The sequence below is a fragment of the Chthonobacter rhizosphaerae genome (assembly GCF_013839525.1).
GTDB classification, from domain to species: Bacteria; Pseudomonadota; Alphaproteobacteria; order Rhizobiales; family Pleomorphomonadaceae; genus Chthonobacter; species Chthonobacter rhizosphaerae.
The window spans coordinates 88,118-103,808 of sequence record NZ_JACDIS010000003.1 but is presented as its reverse complement, the minus strand read 5'-3'; the positions used below and the strand labels follow the sequence as shown (position 1 = coordinate 103,808).

Below are 15,691 nucleotides of genomic sequence, written 5' to 3'. Positions count from 1 at the left end.
GGGCGCCGCGGACCCGTCCCGATAGCCCGCCCGCCGCGCCAACCACGGACGATCCCGTCGATGAAGCTGTTCGAATGCCAGAACTGCCGGAACCCGGTCCATTTCGACAACACGGCCTGCGTCAACTGCGGCTATCGGCTCGGCTATCTTGCCGACCGGTTCCTGATCACGGCCGTCGAGCCTGACGGCGGGGCCTTCCGGGCCCTTGGCGACCCGACCCGGCCCTATCTCTTCTGCGACAACGCCGAGCATGACGCCTGCAACTGGCTCGTGCCGGCCGGGGAGGGCCCGTCGCTCTGCCTGGCGTGCCAGCACAACCGCACGGTCCCGGATCTCTCCATCCCGGAGAACCTCGTCAACTGGCGCAAGATGGAGGCCGCCAAGCACCACCTCTTCTATTCGCTCACGCGCTGGAACCTGCCCATGCCGACCCGCGAGGAGGACCCTGAGGCGGGGCTCGCCTTCGACTTCCTGGCCGATACGGTGAAGCCCGACGGCGACGTGGAGCGGGTGCTGACCGGGCACGACTCCGGCCTCATCACCATCAACATCGTCGAGGCGGACGACGCCGAGCGCGAGGCGCGGCGGACCTCCATGAAGGAGCCCTACCGCACCCTCCTCGGGCACTTCCGCCACGAGGTGGGCCACTACTACTGGGACCGCCTGGTGCGCGACCGGGGCAACCTGGACCGTTGCCGCGCGCTCTTCGGCGACGAGACGCGCGACTATGGCGAGGCGCTCCAGGCCCACTACACCAACGGCCCGCCGGCGGACTGGCAGACGAGCTTCATCAGCACCTACGCGACCGCCCACCCGTGGGAGGACTTCGCCGAGACCTGGGCGCACTATCTCCACATCGTCGACGCCCTGGAGACGGCGCGCGCCTTCGGCATCAAGATCCGCCCGCGCATCCGCAACAGCGCCGACCTGGAGGGAGAGGTGGACTTCCAGCCCTACGCGGCTACCTCAGTGGAGGACCTGATCGACGCCTGGGTGCCGCTCACGGTGGCCATCAACGGCGTCAACCGGTCCATGGGCCAGCCGGACCTCTACCCGTTCGTGCTCTCGGCCCCGGTCGTGGAGAAGCTCGGCTTCATCCACGCCATCGTGCATCAGCGGACCGGCTGATGGACGGCGGGCCGGGAGGATCCCGGCCCGAACCGCCCCGGAGCGCCGGCCCACGGCCGCTCCGGACCGCAGCGGGGCCGCGCCGCTTCAGGACGGTCGGCCTCCCCGTTCCGACGAGAAGGACGCCAGCCATGAGCCAGACCGACGACACCGACTTCACGCCCTACGAAGGGCCGGCCGGCGGATGGGGATCGCTGAAATCCGTCACCAACATCCTGGTGGAGGAGGGCGACATCGCCCGCGCCGGAGCCGCGCTCCTGAAGCAGAATAAGCCGGACGGCTACGCCTGCGTGTCCTGCGCCTGGGCGAAGCCCGCCGATCCGCTGCCGGCCGAATTCTGCGAGAACGGCGCCAAGGCGACCGCCTGGGAGCTGACCACCCGCACGGTGACGCCCGCCTTCTTCGAGACGCACACCGTCTCGGAGCTACGCACCTGGGCCGACCACGATCTGGAGGACGCCGGACGGCTCACCGAGCCCATGCGCTACGACCGGGCGAGCGACCGCTACGTGCCGGTCTCCTGGGACGACGCCTTCGCGGACATCGGCCGGACGCTCGCGACCGTCGACCCGAAGGCGGCCGTCTTCTACGTGTCGGGCCGTGCGTCGCTGGAGACCTCCTACATGTGGTCCCTGTTCGCCCGCGCCTTCGGCAGCAACAACCTGCCGGACAGTTCCAACATGTGCCACGAGAGCACGTCGGTCGCCCTGCCGCAGACCATCGGCATTCCGGTCGGCACGGTGACGCTCGACGACTTCGGCAAGACCGACTGCATCCTGTTCTTCGGCCAGAACGTGGGCGTGAACAGCCCGCGCATGCTGCACCAGCTGCAGGAGGCCGCCCGCCGGAAGGTGCCGATCATCACCTTCAACCCGCTGAAGGAGCGGGGGCTCGAGCGCTTCACCAACCCGCAGTCGCCGGCCGAGATGGTCACCGGCCACGACACGCGGATCTCGTCCCAGTACCACCAGCTGAAGGCGGGCGGCGACATCGCGGCCATCCTCGGCATGATCAAGGCGCTTCTCGCCGCCGACGAGGCGGCCAAGGCCGACAAGCTGATGCCGGTGCTCGACCACGCCTTCATGGCGGAGCACACCGTCGGCTTCGACGACCTCGCCGCCAAGGCCCGATCGGTATCGTGGGAGCGGATCGAGGCGGTGTCGGGCCTTTCGCGGTCCGCGATCGAGCGGGCGGCGGCGGTCTATGGCCGGTCGAAGGCGACCATCCTCGTCTACGGCATGGGCCTGACCCAGCACCGCACGGGCGTCGAGAACGTCCAGATGGCCTGCAACCTCCTGCTCCTCAAGGGCAACATCGGCCGGCCCGGCGCCGGCATCTGCCCGGTGCGCGGCCATTCCAACGTCCAGGGCCAACGCACCGTCGGCGTCTCCGAGAAGCCGGACCTCGTGCCGCTCGACCGCATCGCCGAGCAGCACGGGTTCGAGCCGCCGCGCGAGAAGGGCCGCAACACGGTGGAGGCCTGCGAGGGCATCATCGACGGTTCGGTGAAGGCCTTCCTCGGCCTCGGCGGCAATTTCCTCCGCGCCGTCCCGGAGACGGGGCTCATGGAAGCCGCGTGGGAGCGCATGGAGCTGACCGTCCAGGTCGCCACCAAGCTCAACCGCAACCACCTGTTCAACGGCCGCGTCGCCTACCTGCTGCCCTGCCGCGGCCGGATCGAGATCGACATGCAGCGGACCGGCCGGCAATGGGTGTCGGTGGAAAGCTCCACCGCGCACATCCACGCCTCCCACGGCCTCGCCGAGCCGATCGCCGACACCCTGCGGTCCGAGCCCGCCATCGTGGCCGGCCTCGCCAAGGCCACCGTTGGTGGACGGACCACCATCCCGTGGGACGAATGGGTCGCGGACTACTCCAAGATCCGCGACGCAATCGAGGCGACCTATCCGGACATCTTCCGCGACTTCAACACGCGCGCGCCCCAGCCCGGCGGCTTCCACCGGCCGCTCGCCGCCCGCGACCGGGTGTGGAAGACGGAAACCGGCAAGGCCACCTTCATCACGCCGAAGAGCCTCGACGAGAACCCGGACGCCCCGGCCGACGCGCCCGACGTGATCCAGCTGATCACGGTGCGGTCCAACGACCAGTTCAACACTACCATCTACGGCTACCACGACCGCTTCCGCGGCATCAGCGGCACCCGCATGGTGATCCTGATCGGCGGCTTCGAGATGGCCCGCCTCGGCCTCGCCGACGGCGACATGGTCACGCTCGCCACCGCGGTGGACGACGGGGTGGAGCGCTCGGTCTCCGGCTTCCGGGTGGTGCGCTACGACGTGCCCATGGGCTGCGCCGCCGCCTACTACCCGGAGTGCAACCCGCTGATCCCGCTCTGGCACCACGCCGAGGAGAGCAAGGTGCCGGCCGCGAAATCCGTGCCGGTCCGCATCACCCGGATGGAAGCCGAGAAGGCCGCCTGACGGCCGGCGGCCCGCTCTCCGCCACGCGAGTGGCGCGGCGCCCCGCCACCCCTCCAGCCTCCTCACCCGTGACGCAGGAGAGGACGGCCGCCCCGTCACCTCACGGGTCCCGCCGTTCGGGCGAGGACGGCCGCCGCCCCGTCACTCCTCCAGCCCCGCCATCCGCCGCTCGGGCGAGGACGGCGGCGCCCCGTCACCCCTCCAGCCCCGCCGCGATCGCCTCCGCGATCGCCGGCGGCGGCTGGCGGGCGTCGACCTGGAGCCAGTCCATCGGCCCGGTCTCGTAGGCCGTCTGCCGCCGCGCCACGTCGGCGGTCGCGTCCGAGGCGTCGCCGACCCGTCCGCCCACGCGCGCCACGCGCGTCTCCACCGGCGCGTCCAGCCAGACGCCCCGGAAGGCCGCGCCGGCCGCCTGCGCCACCGCGGCGATCGCCGCCCGCTCCGGCCGGCGGGCGTGCACCGCGTCCACCACCACCGGCATGCCGGCGCCGAGCGCCCGCGCCGCCTGGTCGCGCAGCGCCGCGTAGACCGCGTCCGACGCCGCCTGGGTGTAGCTTTCCGCCGGCAGCGGCTCCGTCTCGCCGACGCCCGCCAGCTGCTTGCGGATCACGTCGCTGCGCAGGTGCACCGCCCCCGGCGCCCGTCCGACCAGCGGGGCGAGCGCCGCCGAGACGGTGGACTTGCCCGCCCCGGACAGCCCCCCGACGGCCACCAGCACCCGCGGCGCCGGCCGCAGCATCGCCTCCGCCACCTCGAAGTAGGCCCGCGCCTCCCGCGCCGCCGCCTCCCGGGCCGCCGGCGGCAGGCTCGGCAGCGCCGCCGCCGTCACCTTGGCGCGGATCGTCGCCCGGATGGCGAGGAAGAGCGGCAGCGCCTCGAGCCCGTCCAGATGGTCCGACCCGGTCGCCGCGAGATAGCGGTTCATCACCAGGTTGGCGTCCGCCGTCCGCCCCCGGTCGATCAGGTCCATCAGCAGGAAGGCGAGGTCGTAGAGCACGTCGCAGGTGGCGATGCCGTCGTCGAACTCGATGGCGTCGAACAGCGTCGGCCGCCCGTCGATCAGCACCACGTTGCGCAGATGCAGGTCGCCGTGGCAGCGCCGCGCGAAGCCGGCGGCGCCGCGCCTGTGGAGGAGCGGCCGCACCGCCTCTAGCATCGCCTCCATCCGGTCGGTCAGCGCGCCCGCCCGGTCCGGCGGAAACAGGTCCGCACATTCGGCGAAGGCCACCCGGTTGTGCCGGAGATAGCCGGCGAGCGCCTCCGTCGCCGCCACCCCGTCCCGGAGCGGCGCCCGCCGGTGCGCGTCCACGATCGCCGCCACCAGCGCCGTCAGCACGCCGGCCGTCAGCTCGCCGCGCTCGGCCACCTTGTCGAGCGTCATGCGCTCGTCGAACCGGCGCATGTGCACCAGCCAGTCCACCGGCTCGCCGTCGCCGCCGAGAGCGAGCCCGCCGCTCGCCAGCCGCGTCACCGGCACCGCCCCGAGATAGACGCCGGGCGCCCCGGGCCCGCTGATCGCCACTTCCCTGAAGCAGGCCTCGCGGCGCTTCTCCAGGGTGGAGAAGTCCATGAACGGAAACAGCACCGCCCGCTTCAGCTTGTAGGCGTCCCGGCCCGCCAGCACCACGACGGCCCCGTGGGTGTCGATCCGGGTCACCGGCCCATCCAGCCCGAAGGTGGCGGGGTCGGTCAGGAAGGCGATCACCTCGCCCTGGTCGGCCACCACATGGGCGCGCGCGGCGCCATTTCCGGTGGCGGGATCGGAAACGCGTGCCAGTGTCCCGGTCGTCATCGGATCGGCTCCTCGTGCCACGGGCGATCGCCCGGTCGGCGGCCATTCTAGCAATCGGTCGGCCCCCATCCTTGCGCTGAATCAGATGAGCCGCGCCGACGCCGCAAAAGCATGCATCATCTGATATGGATCATCGCGCCGCGGACCGGCCTCGCCTAAGTCTGCCGTGGAGGAGATCCGAAACGCCGGGAGTGCCGCGAATGGCCGCCGCCGACCTGTTCTTCTGGCCCGCGCGCCTCGCCGCCGAGGCCGGGCGCGTCGCCGCCGACATGATGGCCGACTTGGCCGGCCAGGGCCATGGGGCCGAGGAGCCTGCCTCCGCCTGGGCGACGCCCCACGCCGTCCGGCTCGCGCTGCCGTCCCTGCGCCTGCGCGATTATTCCGCCGAGCCGGCCGGACCGCCCACCCTCGTGGTCGCGCCTTATGCGCTCCACCACGCCACGCTCGCCGACTTCGCCCCCGGCCACAGCCTCATGCAGACGCTCCGGTCCGCCGGGCTGACGAACTTGTTCCTCGCCGAGTGGCGGAGCGCCACGCCGGCCATGCGCTTCCTCACCGTGGACAGCCTGCTCGCCGACCTCAACGTCGCGGTCGACGACATCGGCGGCCGGGTCCGCCTGATCGGCCTCTGCCAGGGCGGCTGGATGGCGCTCCTGTTCGCGGCCCGCTTCCCCGACAAGGTGGAGAGCGTGGTCGCCGCCGGGGCGCCGCTCGACACGGCCGCCGGGTCGTCCCTCCTCACCGTCAGCGCCCGCGCCACCCCGTCCGCCCTGTTCGAGACCATGGTGGAGGCGGGCGGCGGGCGGGTGCTGGGCGACGCCCTGACCCAGGCCTTCGTGCACGCGGCCGGCGCCACCCCCGCCGACGGCGCCCTGGGGCTCGACCCGGCCGACGCTTCGGCCGAGGCGGCGGCGCTCCGCCAGCGCTTCGACGCCTGGGTGAGGCGCACCGTGGACCTGCCCGGCCCCTTCTTCCTCCAGACCGTGACCTGGATGTTCAAGGAGAACCGGCTCGTCGCCGACAGCTTCCCGGCCCTTGGCCGGTCCGTCGGCCTCGGCCAGGTCCGCTGCCCGGTCCTCCTCCTCGCCGCCACCAGCGACGAACTCGTCTCGCCGCGGCAGGTGTTCGCCGCCGCCGGCGGCCTCGGCTCCCCGGCGAAGTCCGTCCGCACACTCCTGGCGGACGGGCCGCACCTCGGCCTCTTCATGGGGCTGCGCACGCTGGAGGACACCTGGCCGGAGATCGCCGGCTGGATCGCCGGGGCGGGGCTCCCGTCCCGTCACCGCTCCAGCACGTAGACGCCCGGCGCGTCGCCGAGCACGGGCAGGCCCTCCTCGGGCGCGCCCATGGCGGGCGGCGCGACCCGGCCGGGCGTCGAGTGCCCGTCGAGCCACGCCGTCCAGGCCTCCCACCAGGAGCCCTCCACCGGCCGCGTGCCGCCCACCCATTCGTCGGGGCTCACCAGCGGCGCGTCGGCCGGGTGATGGCGCAGGCGGTAGCGCCGGTTCGGGTGGCCCGGCTCGCTCACGATCCCGGCGTTGTGGCCGCCGCTCGTCAGCACGAAGGTCACCTCCGTGTCGGCGAGGTTGTGGATCTTGTAGACCGAGCGCCAGGGCGCCACATGGTCCCGCTCGGTGCCCACCGCGAAGATCGGCGCCCGGATGTTCTGGATGTTGACCGGATAGCCGTCCGCCTCGTAGCGGCCGCTGGCGAGGTCGTTGTCGAGGAACAGCTGCGACAGGTATTCCGCGTGCATGCGGTAGGGCAGGCGGGTCGCGTCCGCGTTCCAGGCCATCAGGTCGGTCATAGGCGTGCGCTCGCCCATCAGGTAGTCGTGCACCAGGCGAGACCAGATCAGGTCGCGCGACCTGAGGAGCTGGAAGGCGCCGGCCATCTGCCCGGCGTCCAGATAGCCTTTGTGCCACATCACGCTGTCGAGGAAGTGCACCTCGCTCGGGTCGATGAAGAGCGCCAGCTCGCCCGGTTCGGTGAAGTCGGTCTGGGCGGCGAGCAGGGTCACGCTCGCCAGCCGGTCGTCGCCCGCGCGGGCCATGGCGGCGGCCGCGATGGCCAGCAGCGTCCCGCCCAGACAATAGCCCGCCGCGTGCACCCTCCGCCCCGGCGCGATCACCCCGATGGCGTCGAGCGCCGCCGCGATGCCGAGCCGGCGGTAGGCCTCCATGCCCTGATCGCGATGCTCGGCCGTGACGTTCTTCCACGAGATGCAGAAAACCGTGTGGCCCGCCGCCACCAGGTTCCGGATCAGCGAGTTCGCGGGCGAAAGGTCGAGCACGTAGTATTTCATGATCCAGGCCGGCACGATCAGCACCGGCTCCGCCGCCACCGCGTCCGTCGCCGGCGCGTACTGGATCAGCTCCATCAGCGCGTTGCGGAGCACCACCTTGCCGGGCGTCACCGCCACGTCGCGGCCCACCTTGAAGGCCTCGGCCCCGACCGGAGGCTCCCGGCGGGCGACGCGGGACGCGTCCTCGAGCCAGTTTTCGAACCCCTCCAGAAGGTTCAGGCCGCCGGTGGCCATGGTCTCGGCCATCACCTCCGGGTTGGCGAACGGCAGGTTGGACGGCGACATCATGTCGAGGATCTGCCGCGCCGCGAAGGACACCACCTCCTCATGGTGGGGCGACACGCCCGGCACCTCGCGGGTGGCGTTGTGCCACCACTGCTGGGTCAGCAGGAAGCCCTGGGCGAGCAGCTGAAACGGGTGGCTCCGCCAGGCCTCGCCGGAAAAGCGCTCGTCGCCCGGCAGCGGTTCGATGCACGGCGGCGTCCGAGGGTCGATGCTCGACTGGACCGCATGGGCGGCGAACCGCATCGTCTTCGTCCAGGCCTTCAGCACCAGTTCGGCGCGCTTGCCCGGCGAGCCCGCCAGATGGCCCGCCCAGTCCACGGTGGCGAGGGTCAGCGCCATGGGCGAGAGCCCGCCGGTAAGCTGCGCCACCCCGGCCGCCAGCGTCCGGTCGATGGCGTCAAACCCGGCATAGCCGAGCGGCCCCCCGCCGGCCGGGGCCGGCGGAAGCGGCGACGACGCGGCGTTGGCGGCGGTCGACCTCCGGTCCAGCATGGGTCGTCTCCTCGGCTGCGCGGGCGGACCTCAGGAACGGAGAGCCGTCGCCCTCCCGCGCGCGCGGTGCGTCCGTCGGAACGTCGCGAGATAGATTTCGCGAGGACGGCGCCTTCCCGCGCGCGGCGCGTCCTCATCCGGGCAACCCTATGCCCGCCCCAGCCCGCACTCCTTGATGTGAGTCAGACTCCGCACCCGTCATGGCCCGCGAAGGCGGCCCACCCACGCTTTCCCCCTCCACCGCAAAAAGCATGGTTGCTCCGCCTTCCGCCCTCCACCGCAAAAAGCATGGTTGCTCCGCTTTCGCGGACCATGACGGGGTGGAGCGCGTGTCCCTGCGGTGTCCCGCACAACACTCGTGCGCTTCCGCATCCCCCTCCGCCAAGGGCATCACCCGGTGAACACCGGTGCTCCCACATTCCGCCAAGGGCATCACCCGGCGATCGGCGGTGCCGCCACCCTCCGCCAAGGGCATCACCCGGCGACCGGCGGTGCCGCCACCCTTTGTCCAGGGCGTCACCCCGGCGAAGGCCGGGGCCCAACCGCCGGTGCCATCACCCGCGACCGCGCATATACTCCCGCCGACGGTTGGATCCCGGCCTTCGCCGGGATGACGGTGATGACTTCAAGCCGCGAGAAGTCCGCAAACTGCGCCACAGGAGACCTCACCCCTCGCCCTCGGCAACCCACCCCCCGCCCTCGGCAACCCACCCCCCGCCCTCGGCAACCCACCCCCGCGCCCCGAGCAGCCCACCCCCGCCCCGAGCCGGCCATGCGCCCGCGGTTCGGGTCGCGTCGTCCCGCCCTGGCAATCCCCCGCCCGCACCATAAGTGAACACCATCTCGACTCCCGCACGAGAGGGCACAGCATGGCCGATACGATCGCCGTCGCGGACGCGGTTCGCACGCCCCGGCCGGTGCCGCCCGCGCCGGAGCCGGGGACGCGGGAGCTCGGCTATGCCGAACTCCTCCTGCGGCTGCGCTCCAACCCGCTCACCATCTGGCGGCGGATCCATTTCGAGCGGCCGATCGTCTCCGGCAAGAGCCTGCTCGGCCACGCGGTCGTGATCTCCGACCCGGCGGCCATCCGACACGTCATGGTGGAGAACGCCGCCAACTACCGCAAGGACGACCTCCAGCGGTCCGTGCTCGCGCCCGGTCTCGGGGACGGGCTGCTCACCGCCGAGGGCGACGTGTGGAAGCGCACCCGCCGCACCGTCGCGCCCCTCTTCACGCCCCGCGCCGTGGCGGCGCTCGCCCGGCGCATGGAGGCGCCGGCGGTCGCGACCGCCGAGCGGATGGCCCGCCGCCGTGCCGGCCGGGTGGTAGACGTCACCCAAGACATGACGCGCGTGACCTACGACATTCTCGCCGAGACGCTCTTCTCCGACACCATCGCGGGCGGCGCTTCGGCCTTCTCCAAGGCGCTCACCGCCTATTTCGAGACGCAAGGCCGGATCGACCCGCTCGACGTCCTGCGCGCGCCCGCCTTCGTGCCGCGGATCGGCCGGATCCTGGCGCGGCCCGCCATCGACTTCTTCGAGGGCGAGGTGATCCGCATCATCAAGGCCCGCCGGGAGGAGATCGCCCGGGGCGACACGCCGGACGAGGCGGATCTCCTGACCGCGCTCCTGAAGGCCTCCGACCCGGAGACCGGGGTCGGCCTCACGGAGCGGGAGGTGGGCGCCAACATCGTCACCTTCATCGGCGCCGGCCACGAGACCACCGCGAACGTGCTGACCTGGTCGCTCTACCTTCTAAGCCAGGCGCCGGACGTGCGCGCGGCCGTGGAGGCGGAGGCCGACGCCACCGCAGGCCGGCGGGTGGACGCGGCGCTGTCCGGCGACGATCTCGCCATGACCCGCGCGGTGGTGGAAGAGGCGATGCGACTCTACCCGCCGGTCGCCTCCCTGTCCCGGGCCGCCATCGAGGACGATGCGGTCGCCGGGGTGCCGATCCCGAAGGGCGCCACGGTGGTGATCGCCCCCTACGTGCTCCATCGCCACCGGCTGCTCTGGGACGACCCCGGTCGCTTCCTGCCGGAACGCTTCCTCGGCTCCGCGCGGGAGGCCGTCGACCGGTTCGCCTTCCTGCCGTTCGGCGCCGGGCCGCGCGTCTGCATCGGCGCCCAGTTCGCCATGGTGGAGGCGGTGCTGGTGCTCTCCACCCTGGTCGGCGCGCTCCGCTTCACCTACGCCGGCGACGGGCCGCCGACGCCGGTCCAGCGGATCACGCTCCGCCCGCGCGACGGCATGCCGATGCGGGTGGCCCCGCGCGGCTGACGGCAGGTTGGATCGTTGCCAGATCCATGATGGGTCCGCGGGCGTATGCGGTGAGCACACGTAGCCCGGACGCCGTTGCCCGCCATGCCCAAGATGCGCCGCAAGGCCGATCTCCCCGTCAAGACCTGCGCCGCCTGCGGGCGCCCGTTCGCCTGGCGCAAGAAGTGGGAGCGGGTCTGGGACGAGGTTCGCACCTGCTCGGACCGGTGCCGGGGGGACCTCAAGCGGTCCGCCCGCGCGGCGTCCGCCGGGGCGGCGGGCGAGGGGGCGCGCCGGCCATGACGACGCTCCGCTTCATCCTCGGCGACCAGCTGACCCGGGAGATCTCCAGCCTCTCCGACCTCGACCCCGCGACCGACGTGGTGCTGATGGCCGAAGTCGCCGACGAGACCACCTATGTCGGCCACCACAAGCAGAAGATCGCCTTCGTGCTCAGCGCCATGAGGCACTTCGCGAATCGGCTGCGGGAGGAGGGGATCCGGGTCGACTACGTCCGCCTCGACACGCCCGACAACGCCGGGTCGTTTTCCGCGGAGATCGCCCGGGCTGTTTCTCGACATCGTCCGACACGAATCGTCGTCACCGAGCCGGGCGAGTGGCGGGTGCTGGAGGCGATGCGCGGGTGGGAGGATCTCGTCGGCGTGCCGGTGGAGATCCGCGACGACGACCGGTTCTTCGCGTCCCGGGCCCGGTTCCGCCGCTGGGCCGGCCATCGCGGAACCTACCGGATGGAGTTCTTCTACCGCGAGATGCGGCGGGAAACCGGGCTTCTGATGGACGGCGACGAGCCCGCCGGCGGCCAGTGGAACTATGACCACGACAACCGCAAGAGCCTGCCCGCCGGCCTCGGGATACCCGCCCGGGAGCGCTTCCCGCCGGATCCGGTCACCGCCGAGGTGCTCGACCTCGTCCGCCGCCGCTTCCCCCACCATTTCGGCGACCTGGAGCCCTTCGGGTGGGCGGTGACCCGCGACAACGCCTTGAAAGCGCTCGATCATTTCGTCCGGCACTGCCTCGCCCGGTTCGGCGCCTACCAGGACGCCATGGCGGAGGGCGAGCCCTTCCTGTTCCACTCGCTCCTCTCCCCCTACCTCAACGTCGGCCTCCTCACCCCCCGCGAGGTGTGCGCCGCCGCCGAGGCCGCCTGGCGGGAGGGCCGGGCGCCGCTGAATGCCGTGGAAGGCTTCATCCGCCAGATCCTCGGCTGGCGCGAATACGTGCGCGGCATCTACTGGTTGCGTATGCCCGACTATGCGGACAGCAACATCCTCTCCGCCCACCGGCCGCTGCCCTGGTTCTACTGGAGCGGCGAGACGGAGATGAACTGCCTTAGCCAGGTGATCGGCGACATCCGCCGCACCGGCTACGGCCACCACATCCAACGCCTTATGGTGACAGGGAATTTCGCTCTTCTCGCCGGCATCGAGCCGGCCGAGATCGAGGCCTGGTATCTCGCCGTCTACGTGGACGCCTACGAATGGGTGGAACTGCCGAACGTGCACGGCATGGTGTTGTTCGCCGACGGCGGCCTTCTCGCCTCCAAGCCATACGCGGCCTCCGGAGCCTATATCGACCGCATGTCGGACTATTGCGCCGGCTGCGCCTACCGGCCGGACGTGAAGACCGGGGAGGGGGCCTGCCCGTTCAACTATCTCTACTGGAACTTCCTGATCGAGAACGAGCGAATACTGTCCCGCAACCCCCGCATGGCCATGCCCTATCGCACGCTCGCACGCTTTTCCGCCGAGCGGCGGGCGGAGATCCGGCGGGACGCGGAGACCTTCCTGGACGGCCTGGAGGTCGGCGACCGGGTGGCGACGTGACGGTCAGTAGCCGAACACGGCCCGCAAAGGCGCCGTCGTCTCCAGGATGGCCGACCGGACGTCCGACGCGAGCTCCGACCGGCCCTTGCCGACGGAGTCCGTCGTGACCGGGTTCAGGACGTTGTTGAGGTGCCGGAAGGCGTCCACGTCGGCGAGCATGTCGGCAGCGGGCGCGGGCGCGCCGAGGGGCAGCCCGAGGAAGCGGACCGCCTCGCCGACGACGCCGGCCGGATCGGCCACCAGATCCTCGTAGCGGAACAGGGCGCACCGGCCGGGAGCCGAGCGGACGAAGTCCAGGATGGCGGAATTGGTGCGCATCCACCGCTCCATGCCCTCCAGGAACCGGCCCTCCCGCCCGTCCATGCGGCCGTAGGACAGGGCGACGTCGAGCGGATCGCGGACCAGGAAGATGAACTGGGCGTCCGGATAGAGCTGTCCGATCGCCGGCAGGTGGTCCGCGTTGAGCGGGGTCTTGTCACCCCAGCGCACATAGGTGCTCCGGCCGACCGCGGCGGCATACTCGCGCGCGAACAGGTGCCAGACCATCTCCGGTCGGCGCTCCTCCGGGCGCGCCTCGGCGAAGGCGCGCCGGACGGCCGCGGCGTCGAGGCGATAGGTCGCCCAGTGGCGCTGGTCCCGGGTCAACAGCGACAGGATGTGGGAGGAGGCGAGCGACCAGTCGCCGCCGGCGGTGCCGAAACAGGTCCGGGTGATGGAGAGGACGTAGTTCTCCGGCGGGATCACCGTGTCGGTCCGCTCCAGGATCAGGCGGCGCACGAGCGTCGTGCCGCAGCGGCCCGACCCCGTGATGAAGAAGGGCGGCGCCGTCACCAGGGTGGCCGGACGGGTGGCGAGGGCGGCTTCGATCATCGGGGCCTCAAGACATCATCGTCAGGTCGCCGAATGAAGGCCGACCGGGGCGCTGCCGGTGATTCGAGCAGCCGGACGCCCCGAGTTTTTACATTCAAGGATAATGACCTGTTAACGCCGCCGGCCCGTCCGGCCGGCGGCGAACGCGGTCACGCGCTGTCCTCGGACTGCCCCATGGAAGCCCGCGCTCGGACATGGTCGTCGGACGTGCGCGGCTTCGGCCGGTCCGGACCGGCGTAGGGATCGAGCGCGCGGCGGGTGACGGCCGTCACCCGGCAGGTGTCGCACATGCGCACCAGGTCCGCCCGGCCGCCGTCGCCGGAGAACATCCAATGCGCCCCGGCGAGCTTGGCGGCCACGCGCTCGATGGTGGAGCGGGTGCCGAACGGCTTGCCGCAGCTGATGCAGCAGAACGGCTCCTCCTCCTTGATCACCTGACGCTGGGCGCCCGGCCGCACGAAGGCGAGCCTCGGCTCCAGGGTGATCACCCGCTCCGGGCAGGTGGAGGCGCACAGCCCGCACTGGACGCAGAGGCTCTCGTCGAAGGTGAGCATCGGCCGGTCCGGATTGTCGCCGAGCGCCGCGGTCGGGCAGGCGGACGTGCAGGCGAGGCAGAGGGTGCAGCCGTCCGTGTCGACGACCACCCGGCCGAACGGGGCGCCGGCGGGAAGCGCCACGGCGTCCACCGGCGTCGGCGCCACCGCGTGGAGCTGGGCGAGGGCAAGGTCGAACACGGCCCGCTTCGGGCCGGTCGGCAGGAAAGTCGCGGGCCGAAGGGCTCCGGCCGTCCCGCCCACGGTCGCGAGCGCCGCAAAGAGCGCGTCCGGGTCGTCGGTCTCGATGAGGCCGACGAGGCCGTCGCCGTAACCGAGCGCGGAGAGAACGGGCTCCATCAGCGTCATGGCGCCGGCGAGCGCGCCGAGATCGTGCCGCGGGCGGGCGCGCCCGAGGAAGCGCACCGCGGAGGCGCCGTAGGCGAATAGGGCGGCGATCTGCTCCGGGCCCACCCGGGTGATCTCATTGACGGCGACCGGCAGCACGCGGGCGGGCAGCCCGTCGCCGAACCGGGCGAGCGCCTCGATGAGGTCCGCGCCGTGGCCGTCGTCGTGGAAGAGCACCACCGGCGACTCGCCTCCGGCCGCCCGGTAGCCGAGCATGAGGGCGCGCAGGCGTCGCATCAGGCCATCGGCGGCCGGAAGGGCGTAGGAGGCGGCGCCGGTGGGGCAGACGGACGCGCAGGAGCCGCAGCCGGCGCACACGAACGGGTCGATCACCACGTGGTCGGCGGCCGGACTGATCGCGCCGGTGGGGCAGACGTCGAGGCACCGGCGGCAACCGGACTTGCGCGAGCGCGAATGCGCGCAGAGGCTTTCGGAGAAGTCGATGAAGCGCGGCTTGTCGAAGGTGCCGACCAGGTCGGTGGCGGCGAGCAGGGCCTCGGCGACCGCGGCCCGGTCGCGCGGATCGGCGCGCACGTAGCCGGGCCGAAGGTCGGCGGCGGTGACGAAGGCGGGGCCGCCGGTGAGATCCACCAGGATGTCCGCCGGCACGACCACGCCGTCCTGGCGCGCGCCGGTCCGGATCGCCTGGCGCGACGAGGGCGCGGCCGGCGCGTGGCCGTCCACGGTCACCTGGAAGGCGCCGAGGTGGCCGCGCACGGCGCGGGCCCTGCCTTCGACGAGCGCGAACCGGTCCCGCCGGGACGGCAGGATGGCGCCGACGTCCGGCACCAGGAGGGTCACCTCCAGCCGGTCCTGGAGCGCGCGGGCCGCGTCGGCCGCACCCTGGCCGGCGCCGACCACGAGGGCGCGGCCCTCGCTCTCGAACGTCACGGTCGGAACGGCCGCGGTCTCCTGAAGCGCCGCCGCCACGAGGGCGGCTGTCTTCGGCCCGGCCCTGTCGCCCTCGGCGGACCAGCCGGCGGTCTCGCGCACGTTCACGAACCGCAGGTCGCCGGGCCGGCCGTCGGAGGCTGCGACCGCCTCGAACAGGGACGACATGGCCGTGCAGGCGACGACGGTGGCGCCGTCGCCGCCGGTCGCGCGGAAGGCCTCCAGGTCGGCGCCGCAGGCGTGGCGCACCGTCCTCACCTCCGCGCCCGGAACCGCCGCCCGAACGGCCGACGGGTGAAGGCGCATGGTGTCTTCGCAGGAGCAGAGAAGAACCGTCGTCGGGGTTTCGGTCATGATCGTCCTGGCTGGGCCGCGGGCCTTGCGTTGGCCGAGATACATAGCTACGTGTTTATATATAGGGCGGGGGGAAAGTCTTGGGCG

10 protein-coding genes are annotated in these 15,691 nt (G+C 72.1%); 6 read left to right on the top strand and 4 right to left on the bottom strand.

The genetic code is table 11. The features are described from left to right. Positions 1-60: 60 nt before the first annotated feature. Both HND91_RS06720 and HND91_RS06715 read left to right on the top strand, forming a co-directional pair. Positions 61-1,128 carry a zinc-binding metallopeptidase family protein gene (locus HND91_RS06720; RefSeq protein ID WP_181705784.1) on the top strand — a complete coding sequence of 356 codons (1,068 nt, stop codon included), beginning with the start codon at positions 61-63 and terminating at the stop codon, positions 1,126-1,128. A 131-nt stretch (positions 1,129-1,259) separates the two neighbouring features. After that, positions 1,260-3,569 (top strand): FdhF/YdeP family oxidoreductase, encoded by a 2,310-nt coding sequence (locus HND91_RS06715; RefSeq protein WP_181705783.1) that lies wholly within the window; start codon positions 1,260-1,262, stop codon positions 3,567-3,569. A gap of 193 nt (positions 3,570-3,762) precedes the next feature. Here the strand turns inward: HND91_RS06715 and HND91_RS06710 are convergent, their stop codons facing one another. Beyond that, positions 3,763-5,361 carry a bifunctional aminoglycoside phosphotransferase/ATP-binding protein gene (locus HND91_RS06710; RefSeq protein ID WP_181705782.1) on the bottom strand — a complete coding sequence of 533 codons (1,599 nt, stop codon included), beginning with the start codon at positions 5,359-5,361 and terminating at the stop codon, positions 3,763-3,765. 200 nt (positions 5,362-5,561) lie between these two features. Here HND91_RS06710 and HND91_RS06705 point away from each other — a divergent pair, with 200 nt between their 5' ends. Further along, the gene (locus HND91_RS06705; protein ID WP_181705781.1) at positions 5,562-6,659 is read left to right on the top strand and encodes an alpha/beta fold hydrolase; all 1,098 of its coding nucleotides are present in this window, start codon (positions 5,562-5,564) and stop codon (positions 6,657-6,659) included. Here the strand turns inward: HND91_RS06705 and HND91_RS06700 are convergent. Then, positions 6,641-8,443, bottom strand: coding sequence for a PHA/PHB synthase family protein (locus tag HND91_RS06700; protein WP_181705780.1), 1,803 nt, complete (start codon positions 8,441-8,443; stop codon positions 6,641-6,643). The two genes, HND91_RS06705 and HND91_RS06700, sit on opposite strands and share 19 nt — an antisense overlap. Before the next feature lie 869 nt (positions 8,444-9,312). On the opposite strand from HND91_RS06700, the gene HND91_RS06695 reads away from it, so the two are divergent. The 3 genes from HND91_RS06695 to HND91_RS06685 all read left to right on the top strand — a co-directional run bounded on the left by HND91_RS06695 (position 9,313) and on the right by HND91_RS06685 (position 12,548). Then, positions 9,313-10,725: a cytochrome P450 gene (locus tag HND91_RS06695; protein WP_181705779.1), complete on the top strand. Its 1,413-nt coding sequence runs from the start codon at positions 9,313-9,315 to the stop codon at positions 10,723-10,725. A gap of 84 nt (positions 10,726-10,809) precedes the next feature. Further along, complete coding sequence (locus HND91_RS06690; protein ID WP_181705778.1) at positions 10,810-11,007, top strand: DUF2256 domain-containing protein; 198 nt, start codon at positions 10,810-10,812, stop codon at positions 11,005-11,007. Further along, complete coding sequence (locus HND91_RS06685; protein WP_181705777.1) at positions 11,004-12,548, top strand: cryptochrome/photolyase family protein; 1,545 nt, start codon at positions 11,004-11,006, stop codon at positions 12,546-12,548. Before HND91_RS06690 ends, HND91_RS06685 begins: the two co-directional genes overlap by 4 nt. Positions 12,549-12,551: 3 nt before the next feature. On the opposite strand, the gene HND91_RS06680 is transcribed toward HND91_RS06685, so the two are convergent. Both HND91_RS06680 and HND91_RS06675 read right to left on the bottom strand, forming a co-directional pair. Then, entirely contained in the window at positions 12,552-13,418 is an 867-nt protein-coding gene (locus tag HND91_RS06680; RefSeq protein WP_181705776.1) for a sulfotransferase family protein, read from the bottom strand. A 149-nt stretch (positions 13,419-13,567) separates the two neighbouring features. Next, positions 13,568-15,604 carry a 4Fe-4S binding protein gene (locus tag HND91_RS06675; protein WP_181705775.1) on the bottom strand — a complete coding sequence of 679 codons (2,037 nt, stop codon included), beginning with the start codon at positions 15,602-15,604 and terminating at the stop codon, positions 13,568-13,570. Positions 15,605-15,691 lie beyond the last annotated feature (87 nt).